The 21,420-nt window shown below is 46.0% G+C and carries 19 protein-coding genes; 12 read left to right on the forward strand and 7 right to left on the reverse strand.

Annotation, left to right across the window (positions count from 1 at the left end):
• The first annotated feature begins 29 nt into the window (after positions 1 to 29).
• The 3 genes from A6049_RS14905 (at position 30) to A6049_RS14915 (ending at position 1,924) form a co-directional block, all read left to right on the forward strand.
• Positions 30 to 707, forward strand: a complete 678-nt coding sequence (locus A6049_RS14905; RefSeq protein WP_063565408.1) for a Crp/Fnr family transcriptional regulator — start codon at positions 30 to 32, stop codon at positions 705 to 707.
• Between the two features lie 63 nt (positions 708 to 770).
• Positions 771 to 1,427 (forward strand): DUF2625 family protein, encoded by a 657-nt coding sequence (locus A6049_RS14910; protein ID WP_063565521.1) that lies wholly within the window; start codon positions 771 to 773, stop codon positions 1,425 to 1,427.
• Positions 1,428 to 1,459: 32 nt separating this feature from the next.
• Positions 1,460 to 1,924, forward strand: a complete 465-nt coding sequence (locus A6049_RS14915) for an SMI1/KNR4 family protein (protein ID WP_240321418.1) — start codon at positions 1,460 to 1,462, stop codon at positions 1,922 to 1,924.
• 117 nt (positions 1,925 to 2,041) lie between these two features.
• Here the strand turns inward: A6049_RS14915 and A6049_RS14920 are convergent, their stop codons facing one another.
• Together A6049_RS14920 and A6049_RS14925 are read right to left on the reverse strand one after the other, a co-directional pair.
• On the reverse strand, positions 2,042 to 3,385 hold the full coding sequence (locus tag A6049_RS14920) for an MFS transporter (RefSeq protein ID WP_063565409.1): 1,344 nt from the start codon (positions 3,383 to 3,385) through the stop codon (positions 2,042 to 2,044).
• Between the two features lie 154 nt (positions 3,386 to 3,539).
• On the reverse strand, positions 3,540 to 6,191 hold the full coding sequence (locus tag A6049_RS14925; RefSeq protein ID WP_063565410.1) for a cation-translocating P-type ATPase: 2,652 nt from the start codon (positions 6,189 to 6,191) through the stop codon (positions 3,540 to 3,542).
• A gap of 331 nt (positions 6,192 to 6,522) precedes the next feature.
• Between A6049_RS14925 and A6049_RS14930 the strand changes: the two genes are divergently transcribed.
• The 4 genes from A6049_RS14930 to A6049_RS14945 all read left to right on the forward strand — a co-directional run bounded on the left by A6049_RS14930 (position 6,523) and on the right by A6049_RS14945 (position 11,704).
• Positions 6,523 to 7,881 carry a PTS transporter subunit EIIC gene (locus A6049_RS14930; protein ID WP_063565411.1) on the forward strand — a complete coding sequence of 453 codons (1,359 nt, stop codon included), beginning with the start codon at positions 6,523 to 6,525 and terminating at the stop codon, positions 7,879 to 7,881.
• 84 nt (positions 7,882 to 7,965) lie between these two features.
• Positions 7,966 to 9,579, forward strand: a complete 1,614-nt coding sequence (locus A6049_RS14935) for a helix-turn-helix domain-containing protein (RefSeq protein WP_240321426.1) — start codon at positions 7,966 to 7,968, stop codon at positions 9,577 to 9,579.
• 112 nt (positions 9,580 to 9,691) lie between these two features.
• Complete coding sequence (locus A6049_RS14940; RefSeq protein WP_063565412.1) at positions 9,692 to 10,666, forward strand: ABC transporter substrate-binding protein; 975 nt, start codon at positions 9,692 to 9,694, stop codon at positions 10,664 to 10,666.
• Positions 10,667 to 11,704: an NAD(P)/FAD-dependent oxidoreductase gene (locus tag A6049_RS14945; protein WP_063565413.1), complete on the forward strand. Its 1,038-nt coding sequence runs from the start codon at positions 10,667 to 10,669 to the stop codon at positions 11,702 to 11,704.
• A gap of 116 nt (positions 11,705 to 11,820) precedes the next feature.
• On the opposite strand, the gene A6049_RS34505 is transcribed toward A6049_RS14945, so the two are convergent.
• On the reverse strand, positions 11,821 to 12,240 hold the full coding sequence (locus A6049_RS34505; RefSeq protein ID WP_342671825.1) for a MerR family transcriptional regulator: 420 nt from the start codon (positions 12,238 to 12,240) through the stop codon (positions 11,821 to 11,823).
• 56 nt (positions 12,241 to 12,296) lie between these two features.
• A complete protein-coding gene (locus A6049_RS34510) occupies positions 12,297 to 12,545 on the reverse strand; it encodes a MerR family DNA-binding transcriptional regulator (protein WP_342671826.1) in 249 nt (82 codons plus the stop codon).
• A 111-nt stretch (positions 12,546 to 12,656) separates the two neighbouring features.
• Here A6049_RS34510 and A6049_RS14955 point away from each other — a divergent pair, with 111 nt between their 5' ends.
• Entirely contained in the window at positions 12,657 to 13,610 is a 954-nt protein-coding gene (locus A6049_RS14955) for an alpha/beta fold hydrolase (protein ID WP_240321428.1), read from the forward strand.
• A 2-nt stretch (positions 13,611 to 13,612) separates the two neighbouring features.
• Here the strand turns inward: A6049_RS14955 and A6049_RS14960 are convergent, their stop codons facing one another.
• A complete protein-coding gene (locus tag A6049_RS14960; RefSeq protein WP_063565414.1) occupies positions 13,613 to 14,383 on the reverse strand; it encodes an isoprenyl transferase in 771 nt (256 codons plus the stop codon).
• A 281-nt stretch (positions 14,384 to 14,664) separates the two neighbouring features.
• On the opposite strand from A6049_RS14960, the gene A6049_RS14965 reads away from it, so the two are divergent.
• The 3 genes from A6049_RS14965 to A6049_RS14975 all read left to right on the forward strand — a co-directional run bounded on the left by A6049_RS14965 (position 14,665) and on the right by A6049_RS14975 (position 18,479).
• Positions 14,665 to 15,207: a CueP family metal-binding protein gene (locus tag A6049_RS14965; RefSeq protein ID WP_063565415.1), complete on the forward strand. Its 543-nt coding sequence runs from the start codon at positions 14,665 to 14,667 to the stop codon at positions 15,205 to 15,207.
• Positions 15,208 to 15,438: 231 nt separating this feature from the next.
• Positions 15,439 to 16,434, forward strand: coding sequence for an ABC transporter substrate-binding protein (locus A6049_RS14970; protein ID WP_063565416.1), 996 nt, complete (start codon positions 15,439 to 15,441; stop codon positions 16,432 to 16,434).
• Complete coding sequence (locus tag A6049_RS14975) at positions 16,431 to 18,479, forward strand: iron ABC transporter permease (protein ID WP_063565417.1); 2,049 nt, start codon at positions 16,431 to 16,433, stop codon at positions 18,477 to 18,479. Before A6049_RS14970 ends, A6049_RS14975 begins: the two co-directional genes overlap by 4 nt.
• 124 nt (positions 18,480 to 18,603) lie before the next feature.
• Here the strand turns inward: A6049_RS14975 and A6049_RS14980 are convergent, their stop codons facing one another.
• Positions 18,604 to 19,788 (reverse strand): aminotransferase class I/II-fold pyridoxal phosphate-dependent enzyme, encoded by a 1,185-nt coding sequence (locus A6049_RS14980; RefSeq protein WP_063565418.1) that lies wholly within the window; start codon positions 19,786 to 19,788, stop codon positions 18,604 to 18,606.
• A gap of 113 nt (positions 19,789 to 19,901) precedes the next feature.
• Positions 19,902 to 20,129 (reverse strand): hypothetical protein, encoded by a 228-nt coding sequence (locus tag A6049_RS14985; protein WP_063565419.1) that lies wholly within the window; start codon positions 20,127 to 20,129, stop codon positions 19,902 to 19,904.
• Positions 20,130 to 20,375: 246 nt separating this feature from the next.
• Between A6049_RS14985 and A6049_RS14990 the strand changes: the two genes are divergently transcribed.
• The gene (locus tag A6049_RS14990; RefSeq protein ID WP_063565420.1) at positions 20,376 to 21,401 is read left to right on the forward strand and encodes a hypothetical protein; all 1,026 of its coding nucleotides are present in this window, start codon (positions 20,376 to 20,378) and stop codon (positions 21,399 to 21,401) included.
• Positions 21,402 to 21,420 lie beyond the last annotated feature (19 nt).

The following is a 21,420-nucleotide window of genomic DNA, read 5'->3' on the forward strand; positions in this document are numbered from 1 at the left end:
GAGGTACAGAAAGGAAGCTTATGGACAACATGACATTATGGCAAGATATTCCGTTGTTTAGAGACTTGTATCCGGAAGAACTTGAAGGAATCCGTCCTTTATTCCGAACGATATCTTACCCCAAAGGCAAGCGGATTTTTGATGAAGGTGAACCGAGCCATCATGCTTATATTGTGTTATCGGGAGTCATCAAAGTGTATAGAACGACACAGGGGAGAGAGCATACAGTCGATTTGCTGGGACAGGGCGATGTCTTTGGAGATATGGAACTTGTCGATCCCATCAAGGAAAGGATGTTATCCGTGGTTTCCCATCGTGACAGTGTGGTCTGTACCATTGACGGTAAGGTATTCAAACAGTTGATTGCCCAATATCCAGGTGTTAAAGACCGTTTGCTACAGCTTCAGATTGATCGTCTGATTCTGGCTAATGAGAAGTTGCATGAGATGAAAATCAATGATGCCAAGACACGATTAATGCTGACGCTGCAAAAACTGTATACCAAATTCGGTGCACTGGAAGAGGAAAGGACCATCATTAATTTGAGACTGACTCATCAGGATCTGGCAGATATGGTTGGAACTCTGAGGGAAACGGTAAGCATATTGTTAAAGGATTTGCAGCAGCAGGATGTCGTCCAAATGCAAAATCAAAAAATAGTTATTATGAACCCTGAAGCGTTGAGGGGCTTCGCCAAGTCGGAATAAACACGATCAGCTATTGGAAATGAACGATATGTAATGTTAAAGGTTGGAGAGGGGCGAGTGATCATGCATAAACTATCTGCAAACGAATTAGTGGATCGGGAACATCACGCTTGGGAGGAACTCAAGGAGCTGTTGGACCATGGACAAAATAAATACACCTATATTCCTGCACAGCGGGAGGTCGGAGAGGATGCGCTCTATCGCCTCCAAGTAAGCACCAAATCCTATTTGGGAGCCGTTGCCTATGAGACCGAGGGAATCCTGTTGGATGATGGCTGGATTACGTTACTTGGATCGGGTGGTGACCGCATCTTTGGGAGTCTGACCAGTTGGAATGGTTTGGGAGACAAGCTGTGTGTACCCGCATTGGAAGGCATGATGATCGTCGCCTACGATGCCGCGGGTGGATTTTTCGGAATGGATATGGGCAAGTATGGCCGTACGGGACATGTATACTATTTTGCCCCTGACACGCTGGAATGGGAATCGACAGAACTGGCTTATTCAGGCTTCATCAACTGGTTGGCTAACGGTGATCTGGAGCAGTACTATCAGACCTTTCGCTGGAAGGGTTGGCAAAACGACATGGGGCAGCTTCAGACAGGACAAGTATTTGCATATTATCCACCGCTTTGGACGGAGGAGGGCGGCGGCGAGAGTAGCAGCAAAGCTCCTGTAGCGGTGGAGGAGGCCTGGAAGGCAGCATTGGCTGGGAAATGATGTGGTACGACAGGGCTGTACGGAGGGAGAGTTTGAATAACTTGAATATCGATAACATTCAGAAGCATTACGGTATTGTGTTTCCCCACGAATATCTGGAGTTTCAGCAGGAGTCTGGCGTTCAAGCATTTGATATGATTGAAAATGGAGAGGTTGTCGATTGGGAAATTCGTTTCTCCGCTCTCGATCATCAGTTCATTGCAAATAACAACAATCTGGTAGATGATGTGAATCCCGATCCACGCCGGATTATTCCGTTTGCTTGGAGTGTCAGCAGCGGCAACAACTATTTATTGGATTACCGAAAGAATTCAGAATCTCCTGCCGTACTGGTTATGGATCATGAAGAGGCGATAGTGCGTGAAGATGCTGAGAGTGAATCAGAGACCCCGGAGGAAGCCCAGCAACTGCTGGAGGAAAATGTACGTGAGATCGCTGCCAACTTCAATGCATTCATAGCTTGTTTAAAAACCAGACCGAGTGATCCAGTTGAGTGATTCACCGTTTGAATAATGGGGTGAACAACAAAAGGCTCGCGCTATGCGCGAGCCTTTTACTCAATTGAATAAATAATGTTGTGATTGAATGATATAGAATACATCCTAGTTTACAACCTATCCAGTCTCAGTCATTGTAGCCGTAGAGTTCGATCGTGCAGCTTTGTTATGCCAGACCACGATGACAAGCGAGATCAGACAGACTAAAAGCAGACACCCATATACATAATGATAGGCTTCCTCTACCGGAACACCCGGAATGCCGTGCAGCATAAGCCCGCAGACAGCTACGGATACCGAACCGCCAAAAAACTGGATCAACTGCAGCAAGCCCATACCGGAACCGATTTGCGCTTTGGGCAGCACCCGAGACGCTTCGTTATTCAGTGAAGCTATGGAGGCGGAGAGTGCCGGGGAGAAGAAGAGATATCCTCCGGTGATGATCAGGGCAGACTGATTCAGTCCCAGCATAAACAGAGCAAGCACTGCGGCAAGCAAAATGTGTCCGATCATCAGAAAACGTATATTGCCATAACGATCGATCCAGCGACCTACAAAACGGGTACAGAATGCCGAGACGATGGCTCCAGGAGCAATCAGCAGACCAATAGCCAGTGACGAGCGTCCAAACAGATCAGCGAGCACTAGCGGCATCAGGAATAGATTCCCCAGATTTACGACCAGAACACAGAAGCCGATGATCAGTAGCCGGGTAAACCCGGGTGTTCGGAATACATGTGGATTCACAAAAGGAAGGCTCGCCCTGCGAATATACACGATGTGCACAACAAGTGAAATGACACCGATGGCCAGCCATAACCAAGACTGCTGAGTAATGGCAACCAGAAGGGTGGTTGCATTAATCACGGTTAATGCAGCACCGATCATATCAAAAGGATTCTCCAGTTTGGCCGTTTCACGCGGGAGAAAATAGAGCAGTACGGGCAGTGCAAGCAGGACAAGCACCGTAATGGCGAAAAGTCCATTCCAGCCCCAGTACTCACTAATGAGTCCGCCGACAATGGGACCAAGCCCAAACGCCATGGCACTTCCTGATGAGATCAGTGCGATGGCAGCTCCGCGTCGTTCCACTGGGATATAACGGCTCGCGATGACAAGTCCAAGCCCGGCCATGACTCCTGCACCCGCAGATTGCAAAATACGTGTCAGCAAAAGGATCGCAAAGCTGTGCGCAAATAATCCCAGCAATGAAGATAAGCCCAGAATAAGCAATCCCACCGTCAACAATTTGCGTACCGGAATACGGTCAGACAATCGACTGTAAATCACCGTCGACAAGGCATAACCAATGGAGTAGCTTGAAATGACCCAGGACCCCAGGTCTGATGTAATCTGAAGATCATGAATAATAACGGGTAAAGAGACGTTAAACATGGTGGTATTCATCACAACGATGAATAGGCAGCAAGTCCAGAGAGGCATTACAATTTTATCTTTCACGTAACCATTCCTGTCTATGAATTCAATAAACCATTTTACGCTCAATCTATGTATATGGCAATAATGTCATACGAATTCATTGGGTGGTTAAACAAAAACGGCGTCCTGACCCAGGACGTCGTTTTTGCACATGAGCATTTTCATCTGATTATTTTTAGGACGTAGTAGCTGGTGTGCCACGATTGCGAATCCACTTGATGACATCCATCAGAATGACCGCTGCGAGAGCAAGTCCCCCTGCGATAAGGAACTCATTCCAGCCAAAGGCTGCCGGGATGGCGAAGATGCTGCGAACCCCTGGAATCAGCGTGATTCCATACAGGCAGAGACAAACCAAGATGGAGCCGAGGACATATTTGTTAGTGGTGAAGCCGACCTGGAAAATCGTCTGTGTGTTGGAGCGCGCTGCAAAAGTTTGCAGACTCCGTGCCAGAATCAGGGTCGTGAAGGCCATTGCCACACTCATTTCCTCCGAGATCCCAAGTCCAATATATTGGGACACGATAACAGCCACCCCGATCAGAACACCACGTGTAATGACAGCCTGCAATGTTCCGCCGGCAAAGATACCTTCGTTGATATCCCGCGGTTTCCGCCGCATGACATCCGGTTCAGCTTTTTCCGTACCCAGTGCAATAGCAGGCAGGGAATCATTTACCAGATTGATGAAGAGCAGCTGGAGGGCCGTAAATGGGTTCACCCAGCCGACTACAAGTGCAAACAAAATGGCGATAATCGCCCCAAGATTTCCTGCAAACAGGTACGCAATGGCTTTTTTGATATTATCGAATACCATACGCCCTACACTGACTGCATTCACGATGGAGACAAAGTTATCATCCGTCAAAATCATGGCTGCCGCGTCTTTCGCGACATCCGTCCCGCTGCCCATCGCTACGCCGATGTCTGCCTGTTTCAGTGCAGGTGCGTCGTTGACGCCATCTCCGGTCATCGCTGCAATCTTGCCTTTGCGTTGCCACGCACGCACGATGCGGATTTTATTTTCAGGAGATACACGTGCATACACCGAGATATGTTCGAGCTGCTGATCGAGTTCTTCATCCGACAGTTTGTCCAGCTCTGCTCCGGTAAGGGCCAGATCATCCGGGCCTGCAAGTCCGATATCAATACCGATCGCTTGGGCTGTTGTTTTGTGGTCGCCAGTGATCATGATCGTGCGAATGCCTGCCTTCTTGGATTCTTCGATGGAACCATATACCGCTTCACGCGGTGGATCAATCATGGCTGTCAGACCAACAAGTGTTAGATCATATTCGTCCTCTACCGTGACCTGATTTTTGTCATCAAACTTTTTGTAGGCGTAGGCTAGCACACGGAAGGCCCGTTTGGAGAAAGCTTCATTCTTTTCTTCAAACTGCGTGCGAATCTCAGATGTCAATGGCTGAACTTCACCGTTCATAAATACATGACTACAGCGACTGAACAGCACATCCGGTCCACCTTTGGTCAGCAAAGCCGTCTGTCCTTCAAATGTGTGCACAGTGCTCATCAATTTCCGATCCGAGTCAAAAGGAAGCTCGGCTTCACGCGGAAACTGGTCACGAATTTCATTGTAATCCTTGTTCACCCGGTTACTGAAGGCGATGAGCGCTACCTCGGTGGGATCACCAAGTTCCTTGCCTTCTTGGTTAATATTCGAATCATTGCAGAGTACTGCAATATGTAACAAACGCCGTTCCTCTGCAGACCACTGTTTGGGATCATCGGGGAATTGATCTTTTGTGCCATGGGGAATGTAATAGTCCACCACGGTCATTTTGTTTTGAGTGAGCGTTCCTGTTTTGTCAGTACAGATAATACTGGCAGAACCCAAGGCTTCCACGGCAGGAAGACGTCTGATGATGGCGTGCTGCTTGGCCATTTTATTCGTTCCCAGAGACAATACAATCGTCACGATGGAGGAAAGAGCTTCTGGAATGGCAGCGACAGCAACGGCAACTGCGAACATTAGGGCATTCACAATGGATGGTCCGATATTTTCCGTTCCTTCAGTTAGCCAGACACGTCCTGCTTCGATGGCGAAAATAAGAATCGACAAGCCTAGGATAAAGAAGCCAAGCTTCTTACTAAAGGATTCCAATTTCCGTTGCAACGGAGTTTCCTTCGCCTCTGCATTTTCAATTAATTCGGCAATCTTGCCGATTTCCGTTTTCAGCGCTGTACCCGTAATGACGAGCGTACCCCGACCATACACCACCAGTGATCCACTGAATGCCATATTGCGACGGTCACCGATCGGAGCTTCTTCTGGGATGGCATCTGTGTGTTTCTCCGCTGCTTCGGATTCTCCTGTCAGCATACCTTCATTGATGCGCAAGCTGCCTGATTCCAAAATACGGCCGTCTGCCGGGACATAATCCCCTGCATCCAGCAAGACAATATCGCCGGGAACAAGTTCCCGCGCGGGAATCGTTTTTTTCTGCCCGTCACGAATGACTTTGGCTTCGGGAGCAGACATTTGCCGGAGTGCATCCAGAGAACTTTCGGCCTTTTTGGTCTGCACAACGCTGATTACCGCATTTAACAGAATGACGAGAAAAATGATTAGCGATTCGATCAGGTGTCCAAGGACGATCTGAACAGCGGCCGCGATCAGCAGCACGATAACCATAGGATCTTTAAAATTTTCAATAAATAGCTTCCAGATGGGGGTTGCAGCTTTTCCCTTTAACTCGTTATAGCCTTCCGTCTGCAGTCTCTTCTCAGCCTCAGAGGTTGTGAGCCCATTAGTGGAACTCTGAACGTCCTGAAGTGTCTCCTCTGCACTATGTCTGTAATATTGCAAATGACCAGCTCCTTGGATCATAGATTTCAGATATTAGATTTCTTTGTGTATATAACCTTGCAGGCGTCTAAGAATCAGTGAAACTTTATCAAATTTATGAACTCCATAGGTAGAATCTCCGCGTCTGGTGAATCTCATTCGTTTGCTATGCGGTGTGTTGGATATACTTTTGCTGTTTATTTTGATTAGGTCATTGTACCTTGCGCAAAAACCATGAAATAAAAGGGGAATTAGTTTTTTTATCCTATTGAAGTTTTTTCATGGAAATGTGTATATAGATAAGGGCATATCATAAAACTCGGGTTTACCGCAGCATAAGGAGAAGGTACATATGAATGACAAGCAAATCGAAGCACTATTGAAACTCGCAGGGGGAAAGGAAAATATTCGTCATGTGCAGCATGACATGGATACCACAACGCTGACATTGCGTGACCGTACTCGAATGGATCTATCAGTATCTGATGTATTGGATCTTGGCGCCGATATTCGTATAACAGGCGATTATTGCTCCATAGCATATGAGGACGAGTCCTCCCAACTAAATAATACGCTACAGGGCATGGGAGTGGGGAAAGCAGAAGGGGACGCACTGCCTGAAACAAGGCGTACCCGTAAAAAATCATTGTTATATTTTATTTCCGATGTGTTCAGGCCTCTGATGCCCGCCATCCTGGGAGCTGCAGTGCTCAAGATTGTTCTAGCCGTCATTACGTTATTTAACGAATCCTCACTGATGGATAGTCAGACATTCCTGATATTTAAATCCATTGGAGATAGTGTATATTATCTGTTGCCAATCCTGGTAGCCATCAGTACAGCCTATCGGTTAAAAAGCAATATTTATGTTGCCGCAGCGATTGGCGGACTAATGTTCTACCCGCAAATGACCGCTTTATTGTCAGGTGAAGAGGATGTTCATTTTATGGGTGTACCCATTGTGTCACAAGCGATCTTTTTTTCAGCTTCAATTTGGGTGATTTTGACGATATATGCGGCGTCCTATCTGGATAAAGTCGTTGAGCAAAAAAGCCCAAGAGTTTTTAAAGGAATTCTTGCTCCATTGTTGACGTTTCTGATTCTAGTTCCACTGGTTCTAATGATACTCGGTCCAATTGGTACTTGGATTGATCAGCATTTACCGGATGTGGTAGATTCACTACTGAATGATGCCCCGATTGTAGCAATTATGCTGCTGGGAGCGGTTTATTCCCTAATGATGATCGCTGGATTACATTACTGGCTTTTACCTATCATAATCAATGAATTGATGGTTAATGGTTTCTCCCTCATTCTCCCTGTCATGTTAGTTGCCTTCGTTGCACAAGCAGGAGCTTCACTCGCTACTGGGCTAAGAAGCAAACAGCGGGAATTCAGGAAGCTGGCTTTCTGGGCAACAGGAACTGCTTTATTAGGTACCCCAGAGCCTGCGATGTATGCGGTCAATATGAGAAAGAGGGCCTCTTTTTATTCGGCATTGCTGGGCGGTGCTGCAGGAGGACTGTATTTCGGGCTGATGTCCGTCAAAGCAGTTGCATTGGGTGGGTCCGGAAGTCTGCTGGAAATTCCGCTATTTATGGAGGAAGGGAGCCTGAATCTGTTACATGCCTGCGTTGGTTTGATTATTTCCTTCTGTGTGTCAGGTGTGCTCACCTATTGGATGATAGGAAAGGAACGGAAACACGTATAAATTAAGAAAAGCCCGTACCTGATGGTGCGGGCTTTCGTGTATTGTAGAGTTAATAATAGGACAGCCACAGAAAGGATAACAAAAATGCTCAACAACATAGAGTGGATGGCTCAATGGAAGTCAACTAAGCCACTGACAGACCAATGGATGACGGCGGGCAAGCTGCATCACTTTCCTAGTCATGCTTTACTACTCATCCTCGATGGGAGAGCGATCTGGAATATTAATGGACATAGGGTTCAGGTATCTTATGGGGAGTTAGTTGCAGTGCAAGAAAACACCGTGATTGAAGTGATTGAGGGTGGCAATCTGGATCTGGCCGGATGGCATGTTCAGTTCGATACATACGCGATGTTCCCAGACCGAGGTGAAGTAGTGAAATATGAATGGCATGTACCGTCAGGGGACACGTATCAAAAAGTAAAATTAACCGGTGGCACACTGGCGAGTCTTAGCCAACATTGGAATGGAGATGGTTCTCCTAATCCCAATGTAATCCGTGTAGGAAATCAGCTTTTGGTGTATGAACTGTTGCAACATGTATACCGGGAGCTGTTAGAAGAGGAACCGACCGTGGAACAAAGCATTCTCCGCACTGTGGATTACATGCAGCAGCATTATGAACAGGTCATCACACGCAAGCAATTGGCTGAGATCGCAGGCATCAGTCCCTGGCATTATTCCCGCAAATTCAGTGAGCGCTTTGGAAAGCCGCCTCTGGATTATCTGGCTCATTACCGGATCTATCGTGCTCAAGAGGAGCTGTTGTTATCAACGGCAACATCTCAGGACATTGCGAAGAAGACCGGATTCGAGGATGCTCATTATTTCAGTCGTCGTTTCAAACAGTTAACGGGTGTGTCCCCGAGAAATTATGCACAAACGCTACCCCAGCGTAAAATCGTATGTCTTTCCCCGCTTTGTGCGGAAGTGTTGATTCACTTGGGGGTTATTCCACATGCGGTTGTAGTAACTCCCTTGCTTTTGCCTGAACATCTACGTGAACTATTTGACATGCATCAGGTGAAGATGATGGAAGTGTCGCAATATGAGCTGGATGTGGAACAGATTCGGCAAGTTCAGCCCGAATGGATTGTGGGAAATTTTTGGACAGAAGAGATCAAGCAAAAGCTGCGCACAATTGCACCCATTATAACCGGTTTAAATAACGATGTGGAGGCTCTGCTCCATCAACTGGCAAGCGTGTTTCATCGAGAAGATACAGCCCATAAACTGCATATGCAGATGAAATTGGAAGTGAACGCAGCACAGCAGCAACTACAGCATCTTGTCCAATCTTCCTCTACCGTGATGGTGCTGAGGGTAGAACCGTTCGGTTATCGATATTTGGGTGGTCATTCTAATGGGGTGTCCCATTTACTGTACGAACAGCTCCGTTTAACTCTGCCACAGCCGCTGCAGTCAGGGGAGGCGTGGTTTAATCCTTGCTCACTCGACTTGTTGGCCAAAGCTAATCCCGATTACCTGTTTGTGGAGAAACGAGTTATGCAGCACTTTAGTGCTCAAGAAAATATGAAGAAGTTAGTGGAGAGCTCTCAATGGAATGACTTGAAGGCTGTAAAAAACAACAGGGTATTTCTCGTGGATACTCGCCTGTGGGTGGATGGCCGTGGAATTATTGGACAGCAAATGATTTTGAATGAAATTGTGAATAGTCTGGTCACCAATGTATGGTAGAGCACAATAATCCAACTAAATACGCACCATCTCCTATGGAAGGATCTCTTCCTATTTGCTAGTATTTGATAATAATTATCATTATCAATATTACATAAGGGGCGAGTAGATCATGTCACGAAGGTTTAAGGGTTTGGGAATGGTGCTGTTGGCACTAAGTTTGGTGCTTTCCGCCTGTTCCGGTTCTTCTGATAAAGAAGTGGAAGCTTCAGCAAAAACGGCAGAGAAAAATGAGACGAAAGTTGTTCGGGATCAGTTTGGAGAGGTGACGATTCCTACGAATCCTCAAAATATGCTTGTACTAGATTCCATCTATGCCGAGTACTTGATCGAGATGGGCGTTACACCGCAGATGGTTATATTTGTTCCGGAGATTGAACCGGACTATCGTGCGTCTTATTTTGAGGAACACGGGGTCCAAATGATTGAAGCGGAACAATATCAATATAATTATGAACAATTGCTGACGTTGTCACCAGATATAATTGTTACCGCAGGCGTAGGTATGGAGCAAGGCGTATATGATGAACTATCCAAGATTGCTCCAACGGTGGCTCTGGATTCCAACAGTGAAATGCAGATTGCCATGCCGAAGTTGGCTGCTGTCTTTGACAAGACAGAGGAATCTGCCAAAGTGCTGGCTGAATTTGATGAGAAGGCGAAGCAGGCACAGGAGAAAATTTCTCAAGCCATCGGCGGCAAAACCGTGCTGGTTCTTCGAGTAGAGCACAATCGTTACCGTTTCATGGGTCCCAAAGGAGGAAGCAGCAGTGTCTTTTTCTATGATACTTTGGGTCTGAACAGCCCTGAAGTCATCAAAGACTCTACCGATTGGTTTAGCCAGTTTTCCCTGGAATTTTTGCCGGAAATGAACCCGGATTATATATTTCTAGAAGACAGGACGCTGAAAGGCTATGATACGAAGCAATCCATGGATAACCTGAAAGAAAGCAAAGTGTGGGCGAGCTTGAACGCCGTGAAAGACAATCATGTCTTTCCGCTGAAAACGAGTGATTTTGTAACAGGTGTGGGCCCTATTGGGTCGGCCAAGTTGTTGGATTATGTCGTTGAAAAGTTGGTGCCCTAGATGAATACTGAAGCAGAGCAGCAATTGGACATTTACGATATAACGATTGTTGGTGGCGGACCGGCAGGAATGTATGCTGCATTTTACAGCGGGATGAGAGCCATGCGTACCAAAATCATTGAAGCCAAAGAGGAATTGGGCGGATTTATGCGCACGTACCCGGAGAAACTGGTCTGGGATGTAGGTGGAGTTGATCCGATTCGTTGTGAGAAATTGATTGATTCCCTGGAAAGACAGGCAAGAACCTTCGATCCAACCATTGTATTCGGCCAGGAAATTGCTCAGATGGAACGACGCGATGATCAAGTATTTGTACTCACCTCAAAGACAGGAGAGCGTCATTACACGCGTACGATTTTGTTATGTGCAGGCAGAGGCATGACGCAGGTTCAGAAGCTGGATATTGAAGGCGCAAATCGGTATGAGCTGACGAATCTACACTATACCATTACGGATCTGTCCAGATTCAAGGATAAACGTGTGCTGATCTCGGGAGGCGGGGATTCCGCAATAGATTGGGCGAATGAAATGGAGGGATTGGCGCGGGAGGTTATTGTGGTGCACAGACGCCAGGAGTTTACGGCACATGAGCTGCCTGTTGCCCAGATGAAAGCTTTTGCCCAAGTCTTGACTCCTTACAGCATCTCGCGCTTATATGGTACAGGAGACAAAATAGGCCGCGTCGAACTTGCCCATGTAGACAATGGGGAGATCATGCCAATTGAAGTGGATGAAGTGGTTGTAAGTCATGGATACGATCGTGATTTCGGTAACCTGGTCCATTGGGGACTGGAACGTGAAGATTACGGTATCTCGGTTGATCCGCGAATGTGCACAAGTCAGCCGGGAATCTTCGGAGCAGGTGATTTCATTACCTATGGAAGCAAAGTCCGTCTGATTGCTGGTGCATTTAATGATGCCGTACTCGCAGTGAATAGTGCCAAGCTCTATCTGGAGCCGACCGCTTCCGATATGGCAGGAGTATCGTCCCATAATGCAAGGTTCTTTGAGAAAAACAAAGCCATTTCTACCCTGTAAATCAGCATGTTAGAACGTGAAGTAACAGTAAGAAGCCCGACCGGTATTGAGAATAATTTCTCGAACATGTGTCGGGCTTTTTTTATTAAAACATCCAATCTCAACTAACCAATAAGTTACCCCTGTGGTTCCTGAAATAATTCAATATATGTCATAAGTTCCTTCACGCCTGCAAATTGCAGGGACAGTTGGCTGTTAAGCTTTTGCAGAGCCAGTTGGAAGGCATTATTAATCTGTGTATAATCCTGCGTGCCGACAGTGTTCAGAAGCTCTTTCATATGTTCAATGTAGTAGACGGATTTTCTTAAACTGCTAATGACCAATATCTTTCTTAATTCGGCTCGGGTATACATTCGATAACCGTTGTTAGGGTCTCTTTCGGAGCAAATCAAGCCTTCTGTTTCCCAATGCCTGATAGCAGAAGTGTTGACCCCGGCTGCTTCGGCAGCTTTTCCAATCGTCACCGCCTCCGTCGTTCCAACCTTTCGATCGTTAGCAAAATCCACCTGTTGCACCATCTTCCATATGTCTTCCATATGTCTTCCATTCGTTGCTTCTCCAGTTGGCTGTTGTACAGCTGTTGGTTTATAAGTCAGAGGGCATCGATTGTATCACCCTGTTTTACTTTTCTCATAACCTCATATGCAACGGGAATCTCATACCCTTTCAATAATAAACGAATGGCGACAAACGCCTGAAGATGAACAGGGGTATAGTACCTGTGATTGCTGGCGGTCCGTGGAACGTCAGGAATCAGGTTCTCCTTTTCATACCGTCGCAGTGTAGTTGTACTTACATCCAGCCTTGTGGCAATCTGCCCAGGTGTATATGTTCGGTTCATGTTTCTTCTCCTCATGCTTCAAGTAAAACCTTCAAGTGCTACACTAACATACAACGCGCCAAAGTCCATATTTTATCAACACTTTATAATGAAAACCGAAAGATTGCATCTATGTTATACACTGAGGATATCAACAGTAAAGGACTGGTTCAATTGCAGAAAATGATTACATTGTTAAATGGCTCGCAGCTTGAAGTGGGTCTGACGGGAGCGCAAGATCGTAGTGTCATAATGCTGCCCATATCCAAAAAGTCCGTAACTGGACAAGAAGCTGAAACCCTAAAGTTATGGGGGGTTGATCCTGAATTGGGTGCAAAGTTTATCGACGGACTTTCCGATGAATTTCAGATCCTGCATTTTGATTATGAAGGCCACTATATGGCACATCCCCATCCGGAACATTTTACGCCCGAATATATCGCTCAGGATTTGTTACGAATTGCGGATCAGATGAATGTGAATCGATTTAGTTATTATGGATACTCCTGGCTGGCTCTCGCCGGGCTGCAGTTAGCCCTGCGGACTGACCGAATGGAAAGTCTCATTATGGGAGGATTCCCGCCATACGAGGGGCCGTATGAGGAAATGAGAGTAGTGACCATCAAGACATATGAGGGAGCATTGAAGCAGTATGAAGAAACGGGAGAAATACACTCAGCAGAAACCCTAATGAAAGCTGAAGAATTGAGTCCGGATCAATTGGATTGGGACAACTTGGAGTTAAAGATCGATCCGGCTCAAACGAAACAATTTGCGACCTTGTATCAAGGTTTAATTGATTTCGATGACCAACGTATTCAAACTCAGTTGAATATCCCCAGATTGGCTTTTGCAGGAGAGAAAGATACGATTGTGTACGGTGAGAAATTTGGGAATGTGACGGTGGATATCGCTGGACGATTGCAAAAGCATAAATCCGTTCTTGAAAACCTCGGCTGGACCGTCGAAATCATCAAGGGAGCGGATATGGATCACACCAAAGCCATGCAGCCCAGCACCGTTCTCCCTATTATCCATCCCTGGTTAAAAAGTCATTTAAGCTCAGGATCGGCAAAAACAAGTTGATATTACTGTGTGATATCGTCTAAAGCTCTTTGTTTGCGCTGCTGATAATCCAGAATGGATTCGTATAACAATTGCTCATTGAAATCCGGCCACATCACATCCGTGAACCAGAGCTCGGAATAAGCGGCTTGCCATAATAGAAAATTGCTTAACCGTTTCTCCCCACTGGTTCGGATCAGCAGATCGGGGGCAGGATTGAGTCCGGTATACAAAAACTTTTCAAAATCCGCCTCGGAGATTTCCGAGGTTTCTTTGTTTTCTTCATTATTTTCTACGATGTACGTTTTGATCGCTTGTACAATATCGTTTTTACCCCCATAATTCATCGCAAAATACACAGCCATCCCGCTGTTCGTTTGGGTTAGTTCCACCACTTTGCGCATCGCTTCCTGTGTTTCTTCTGGGAATTTTGAGATATCACCGATAAAATTAACTTTGATATTATTCTGATTCAGTTCCTGAACAGTTGTATCCTGTACAAATTCGACCACCAAACTAATGATGTAATCAACCTCTTCCTTGGGTCTTTTCCAGTTTTCCGTAGAGAAGGCGTACAGAGTGAGCGAAGCAATCCCGTTTTTGTGGCACATGCTTATCGTTTCCCGCATCGTCTGCATTCCTGCATAGTGCCCGGCACTTCGGGGCAGCCCTCTTCTTGTCGCCCATCTTCCATTTCCGTCCATCATAATAGCGATATGCTTCGGTATTAATCCGTTCCAGTCGATAGAATAGGGTGTATTCGGTTTTTCTTTATGTACACGGTACCACTTCATTGGAAATTCCTCCTGATCCTCAAGCTAGAATAAGTTAGACACGTATAATGGATTCAAATGTTCGAAATGATTTCCATAATTTATGGTTATTATATAGGATTGCACAGGGACAAGCCATGATAGGTTACTACATTAGTATCGTGCAGAACATGAGTCGACCATCGTATTCCAGGATTTTTTATATCAAAACCTTTACATTCCAGCTGTATGCGTTTATTCACTTAAATGTTGGTGTATTTTCCCTTATAATGAAATAAGAAGGATAAGGAGATGAGGACTTAATGAAAAAAGCCATTTGGATTATTGTCAGTTTTGTTGCTGTGATTGTACTGGGAACGTTCCTTATTGCAAACAATGTGGGGACAGAAGAGGCAGGTAACGCGGAAGCACCCAATATTAAGAAATTAGTAGAAGATATCAGTACAGGCAAGGAGACACCGGAATCGGCTTCCATTAATGCCACCCAGTTAATCGTCACGGATAAAGGTAACCAAACGACAACCTACGACTTGCCTGAAAAGGAGTTTTTCCTTTCCATTGCACCCTATGTGGATCAGACTCATCCTTGTGCAATTCATAGCCTGACCGGATGTCAGGGCGAAATGAAGAATAAGAAGTTCATTGTGACGATTCATGACTCTGAAGGAAATACGCTTATGAAGGATGCTGAGATGAAGGCCGGCTCCAACGGTTTTATGGATTTTTGGTTAGCCAGAGATAAGTCATACCTCATTCGTGTGGTGCATGATGGAAAGGTTGCAGAGACACAGTTATCTACATATGAAGAAGATAATACGTGCATCACAACGATGCAGTTGAGTTAAATCGTCGTACGGTGCATTCTAACATCATTTCAAAAGACTCGATGTGATCCAGGCCCGCCTTGAATGCGGGTTCTTTCATTTTTTTCTGTTTATGCTGTGACAGTGAAGATTTTGCAAAATGAAAATAATAACTCTTTTGAATTGACAAAATCGCAATCCTACGGGATAATCCATTAGTGATAATGATAATTGTTATCATATAAATACATATAAATAGGGGAGAAGTAGGATATGAAAAAAAGCTTAAACGGATTTTTATTGCTGACGGTTTTGGCGCTTGCTCTGACAGGTTGCGGTAAAGCCAGCAGCACAACAGATACAAATGAAAATGCCTCTTCCGGCAGCACGCCGACTGAAGAGACAGCAGGTCCTGTTACAGTTAAACATAGTGGTGGAGAGCTCAAACTGGACAAACCAGCTAAGAGAGTTGTTACACTGGAATGGACATATACGGAAGATGTAGTAGCACTGGGTGTTCAGCCAGTAGGTAGTGCAGATAACGCCAACTATAAAGTCTATGTGACTTCCGAAGCAGCTTTGGATGACACGGTGACGGATGTTGGAACACGTGACGAGCCAAATCTGGAGGCGATTGCAGCTTTGAAGCCGGATTTGATTATCGCCAATTCCAATTCGAATATCTATGATCAGCTCAATGCCATTGCACCAACGCTTGAATATGACCTGTATACGGGTGATGGCTATAATTATGACAAAATGACGGAAACGTTCAACAATATCGCGGTTGCTCTTGGAAAAGAAGACCAAGCGAAGAAGGTACTCGATGAACTCGATCAGCACTATACAGAAGCCAAAGATAAACTTGCTGCTGCCGACAAATCGGAATTCCATTATGTACTGACACAAGCATTTACGTATCAAAATGCAGCAAGTCTTCGCATGTTTACCGATAACGCTGTCGTAATTGGCACGTTGGCGAAGGTTGGACTGGTTAACGACTGGCAGCCGGACAAGATTGAAGGATATGGCTTCTCAACGGTAGGTATTGAATCCTTGCCTGCTGTTCAGGACAGCAACTTCATCTACATCACACAACCGGATGATGACGTTTTTGGCACAGCAATGAAAGACAATTCAGTATGGAAAGGTCTGAATTTTGTCAAAGATAAACGCACTTATCAACTGGATAGCACAACATGGACGTTTGGTGGACCTATCTCGTCCAAAGCTCTGGTTGACGGGGTTGTTGGAGCGATTACCCAATGAGTTCGGTCCAACATTCCCGACCAGTGTTTAACTGGCGTACATTAAGCATTTATGGGGGCGGTCTAACCGCTCTCATCGTGCTTTTTTTTGTAAGCCTGTGTTATGGAGAAGCTTCAATTCCACTCCATACGGTTGTAGATTCACTTATGGGCAGGCAGGACACACTGGAACATAATATGATCTGGGATCTGCGCATGCCGCGAACAGTAATCGGTATACTCGCTGGAGGGGCGCTTGCTGTTGCTGGTTCGTTGTTACAGACCATTACACGCAATCCGCTCGCGGCATCGGACACACTCGGCATCAATGCGGGGGCCTATTTTGTCGTGGTGTTGGGAACGATTTTTTTCCCAGGCTTGATGCAGCAATCGCCTTTCCTTTTCGCCGTACTCGGTGGATTACTGGCAGCTGCCGCAGCCTACTTCATGGGCGGGGGGAGAACGTCAAGTCCGGTGCGACTTGCGCTGTCCGGCATGATTGTATCGATGGTACTTGGTTCTTTTACAAGCGCGCTGCATATTTTCTTCTCTCAGGAGACTCAGGCATTATTTCTATGGGGATCAGGAACGCTTGTTCAGAATGACTGGAGCGGTGTAATTTACGCATGGCCTTGGGTCATTGGAATTACGATCGTTGCCCTGGTTTTATCCCGGCAGTGGGATATGTTGGAACTGGATGAATCAACTGCTTCCTCACTCGGGCAAAAAGTAGGCATGGCCCGTGCCACGGGGTTAATTATTGCTGTGTTGCTGGCTGCGGTCATTGTCAGTGTAATTGGGCCAATTGGCTTTGTGGGTTTGGTGGCACCTCATCTGGTTCGATTGAGTGGAATTCGTTCAAATCGATTGTTATTGCCTGGTGTTTTCTTGTGGGGCGCAGCACTGCTAGTCGGTGCAGACGTACTTGCCAAGATGGTTCATAACTCCAGTCTGGAGTTGCCGACAGGGGCCGTGATGGCAATCATTGGTGCACCATGGCTAATCTGGCTTGTACTTACACGCATGAAGGCAGCAAATGGATCAGGCATGTCTACCTCAATGAGCACAGGAGCACGTTCGCGTCGCTGGGCATTCGGCCCTATTGCTATTATCTTTACGGTACTAACGTTAGCATTGGTTCTCCTTAGTACGATGTTTGGCGGGATGCGCATTCCAATGGCTGATCTTCTGCCAAGCCTGTTTCAATCGGATGGGCTATACTCGGCCATTGTGCAGCTTCGCATTCCGCGAACTCTTGTCGCCGCAGGTGCAGGTGCTGCGCTGGCGATCAGCGGTGTGCTTATTCAGATGGCCGTTCGCAACCCGCTTGCTGACGCGTCCATCGTGGGCGTATCGTCAGGTGCAGGCTTGGGTGCGATGATGGTCATCATCCTATGGCCTGGTCTTCCGGTGTTCTTGCTGCCTATAGCGGCGATTGTTGGGGCAGGGCTCGCTGCAGCAGTCGTATTCTCTTTGTCCTGGAAGAAGGGTCTCAATCCTTCCGCAGTTGTATTGCTGGGTATCGCCATGTCTGCAATTGCAGGCGCAGGCATTCAGGTTCTGATTGTTCGCGGCGCTGTATATGGCAGTAGCGGTTTTATCTGGCTAACAGGCAGTACTTATGCACGTACGTGGGATCAAGTGAAGATCATTGGGGTGTTCCTGTTGATTTTGATCCCGCTTGCGTGGTGGCTGGCGCGAAGATTCGAACTGTTGGTATTCGACGATAATAGTGCTTCCGGTCTTGGCTTGAGTGTTCGTCGGACGCGTCTGCTGGCTATGACCGTTGGTGTTTTGCTTGCCGCAGGTGCAGTCGCCTGTGTGGGAACGGTTGGGTTTATCGGGCTAATTGCCCCACATATGGTCCGTCTGTTGACGGGAAACAAGTTAAGACGGTCGATGTTTCTGTCGGCTTTGGTCGGTGCAGTGATGCTGGTGCTGGCGGATACAATCGGAAGGACCATTATGGCACCAACCGAGATTCCATCCGGATTGTTAATTGCAATCATTGGAACGCCGTATTTCCTTTATTTAATGTATCGTTCCAACTGGCGCAAATCAGCTTAAACATTCGATCCTTAAATAAAAAATCCCCTCTGGTTTTCAGTGTTGAGTTCATGTAGACATGTTCTCTTTTCTCACTGCTTACCTAGAGGGGATATTTTATTATGATAGTTTTTTTTCATTTGTGTTATAACTTCGTTGTTTTTTCTCTTAGCATTCCACTGTTATCTACCGATAGGATCGCTTGCTGCAACGTCTCTTTATCCTGAACCAAAGCGAATCTCACATATCCTTCACCCGAAGGTCCGAATGCACTCCCAGGCGTTACGATTACACCCGCTTGTGTAACCAGATCCATGGCAAACTGCTCTGAGGTATCGTAGTGGTCTGGAATCCGACTCCAGATGAACATGCTGGCTTCGGGTTTGGCAATATGCCAACCGAGGTTGCTGAATCCTTCGCAAAGAATATCTCTGCGCTCCTCGTAGATATCTCTGACCCGCTCAACTTCACTCTGATCCCCTGTGATTGCAGCAATGGCTGCCTTCTGAATCGGAAGAAACATGCCGTAATCCATGTTGGATTTCAACTTTTTAAGCACAGATACCACATCCGGGTTCCCCACACAAAAGCCGATTCGTGCCCCAGCCAATCCATAGGTTTTGGATAACGAGTTGAATTCAATGCCGACATCCATCGCCCCGGGATAAGCAAGGAAACTACCGCACGTTTTCCCATTGAACACTAGCTCGCTGTATGCATTGTCATGAAGAACGATAATGTCATATTTCTTGGCAAAATCAATTAGATCCAGATAGAACTGATCGGGTGCCATTGCTGTCGTCGGATTGTTGGGATAGGATACAAGCATGAATTTTGCTTTGCGCGCAACAGCTTCAGGAATGTCCTGAAGTTGAATAACATATCCATGTTCTTCTTTTTGGGGCATATAATACAGCTCGGCTCCTGCAAGTAGAGGTCCATCAGCAAAGACCGGATAACAAGGATCGGGTACAAGAACCAGATCTCCTTCATCAACGATCGCCAAAGAGATGTGGGCGAGACCTTCCTGTGATCCAAGCAAGGAGCAAATTTGGGTTTTCGGATTCAGTTCAACATGGTAACGGCGCTTGTACCATTCACTGACTGCTTGCAGCAATTCGCTTTGATCATTTACAGCATATGTATAGTTTGAAGCATCTGCTGCTGCCTCGCATAAAGCTGTCATGATATGTTGGGCCGGGGGAATATTGGGTGTGCCTACACTTAAATCGATGACAGGTTCTCCATTCTTCAGTCGTTGCCTCTTGATTTCCAGCAAACGTGTGAATATCCCCTCACTGAAATGTTCCATACGTTTAGCAAACTTCATGATGATTATCCTCCATCCTGATCTCCCCTTGGGGAATAACACTTGGAGGTATTATAGCAGAGTTTTCAGGTGATAAGTAACCACGAAATGAGCTTTCAAGCTTCTAACAGGTATTAGATAATTCCGATCGCAGCTAGACCAATCAGAATCAAACCGAACCCTGCGACGCGATTCGCCAGTATTGATGTTCTGCGAGCTTTATCTTCGTAGCCTGGTTTAAAGCCGTGTTTGTAGATGAAGCTGTTTTCTATCCGCTTTTCGTTTTTGGAAGTAGCAATCATCATTACACCCGCAGCAATGGCAATAAGTCCTGTTCCAGGACCTATTAATGAACTATTCATCAGATTTCACCCCTCTTTCAAATAGATATCTCTTTATATTGGATAAATGTTCTTTAGATGTAACATTATGGATTTTAAAAGATTATCTCTTTCCCATTTTCATGAATACACCAGTTGTTACCGAGTACAGAGTGCAGAATACAGTATTGCAATCGAATATCCGACTTCTCAATGTACTCTTCTTGATTTACAATTAAAGGAAAGCTAGACATGGATAAGTATCAGAGAATTGGAGGGTGACCAGTAATGAACGAACCGTGGGCCGCTTCGATGAGTGGAGTTCCCTGGAACGAGGATAAAATGGACAAGGCTATCGTACAACTGCGGAACAGGGCTACGATTAGCTTTGTTGTCGGGCTGGACGAGATGCATGATCTGCGAACACTGGATGAACATGTGTTTGCCAAACGACCCGATTTGATTTTAAATGTGTCCAATACAGATGTGAAGGGGCGGTATTCAGAAGAGTTTCTGGAGGCACTTGCTGGTTTAAAACATGTCACCGCTTTGCAGCTGGATCTCAAGCAAACACAAGATTTGAGTATATTGAGTGCGCTGCAAAAGATGGAGTTTCTGAACATTCGCTCACCCAAAAAGCAAAACCTAAACTTCATCCGGAATTACAAATACTTGAATTACCTCGCACTTAGCGGGAAATTTCCCGATATCTCGCCGATTGAGGACTGCATTCGGTTGAGCACCCTCGTCCTGAACTGTGACATTGATCAGCTTGATTTTGTTGTAGACTTACCATTTATCGAGTATTTGGCTCTCGATCACTGTACATTGGCTGGTTCACTCGAAGTACTGGCTGAATCGAATATCCGTATGCTGAGGTTATCGTCCGTAAAGAATCTGACCGAGATCGATGCAGTAGGAGCATTACATCATCTGGTCTTTCTGCACCTTTCGCTACCCAAGATTGAGCGGTTGTGCGACTTCTCGCACATGAAAAATCTGCGGCAGCTTGAACTGGATTTCATGAAGTCTCTGCAAGAGATTGAGAACCTGTGGACTGCGGATCAATTGGAGGTGCTGGAACTGAAAGAGATACATAAGGGGATAAAGGCAGAAACTTTTGAGTGTATGACCGAAATGCAAAATTTGAAACAGGTGGATTTTCGTTTTATTGATCATAGTAAAGGTCGTATTGCTACTATGCGCAAACAAATGATTGAAGCGGGAAAAGGGCATCTGCTCTATGAACAAATTCCTGAAGAACAACGAATTCCTTCGATGGCTCTTATGCACCTGTCCAAAATTCTAATGTAAACTGACAGTACACCAGCGC

It is taken from the genome of Paenibacillus sp. O199, assembly GCF_001636635.1.
GTDB classification, from domain to species: Bacteria; Bacillota; Bacilli; order Paenibacillales; family Paenibacillaceae; genus Paenibacillus; species Paenibacillus marchantiae.

Excerpts from the sequence above, each read along its gene's own strand:
- A6049_RS14980 (WP_063565418.1), bottom strand. The coding sequence starts at position 19,788 with ATGAAGTTTGCTAAACGTATGGAACATTTCAGTGAGGGGATATTCACA.
- A6049_RS34510 (WP_342671826.1), bottom strand. The coding sequence starts at position 12,545 with ATGAACCGAACATATACACCTGGGCAGATTGCCACAAGGCTGGATGTA.
- A6049_RS14930 (WP_063565411.1), top strand. The coding sequence starts at position 6,523 with ATGAATGACAAGCAAATCGAAGCACTATTGAAACTCGCAGGGGGAAAG.
- A6049_RS34505 (WP_342671825.1), bottom strand. The coding sequence starts at position 12,240 with ATGGAAGACATATGGAAGATGGTGCAACAGGTGGATTTTGCTAACGAT.
- A6049_RS14955 (WP_240321428.1), top strand. The coding sequence starts at position 12,657 with ATGTTATACACTGAGGATATCAACAGTAAAGGACTGGTTCAATTGCAG.
- A6049_RS14945 (WP_063565413.1), top strand. The coding sequence starts at position 10,667 with ATGAATACTGAAGCAGAGCAGCAATTGGACATTTACGATATAACGATT.
- A6049_RS14905 (WP_063565408.1), top strand. The coding sequence starts at position 30 with ATGACATTATGGCAAGATATTCCGTTGTTTAGAGACTTGTATCCGGAA.
- A6049_RS14940 (WP_063565412.1), top strand. The coding sequence starts at position 9,692 with ATGTCACGAAGGTTTAAGGGTTTGGGAATGGTGCTGTTGGCACTAAGT.
- A6049_RS14985 (WP_063565419.1), bottom strand. The coding sequence starts at position 20,129 with ATGAATAGTTCATTAATAGGTCCTGGAACAGGACTTATTGCCATTGCT.
- A6049_RS14965 (WP_063565415.1), top strand. The coding sequence starts at position 14,665 with ATGAAAAAAGCCATTTGGATTATTGTCAGTTTTGTTGCTGTGATTGTA.
- A6049_RS14910 (WP_063565521.1), top strand. The coding sequence starts at position 771 with ATGCATAAACTATCTGCAAACGAATTAGTGGATCGGGAACATCACGCT.
- A6049_RS14970 (WP_063565416.1), top strand. The coding sequence starts at position 15,439 with ATGAAAAAAAGCTTAAACGGATTTTTATTGCTGACGGTTTTGGCGCTT.
- A6049_RS14975 (WP_063565417.1), top strand. The coding sequence starts at position 16,431 with ATGAGTTCGGTCCAACATTCCCGACCAGTGTTTAACTGGCGTACATTA.
- A6049_RS14935 (WP_240321426.1), top strand. The coding sequence starts at position 7,966 with ATGCTCAACAACATAGAGTGGATGGCTCAATGGAAGTCAACTAAGCCA.
- A6049_RS14960 (WP_063565414.1), bottom strand. The coding sequence starts at position 14,383 with ATGAAGTGGTACCGTGTACATAAAGAAAAACCGAATACACCCTATTCT.
- A6049_RS14990 (WP_063565420.1), top strand. The coding sequence starts at position 20,376 with ATGAACGAACCGTGGGCCGCTTCGATGAGTGGAGTTCCCTGGAACGAG.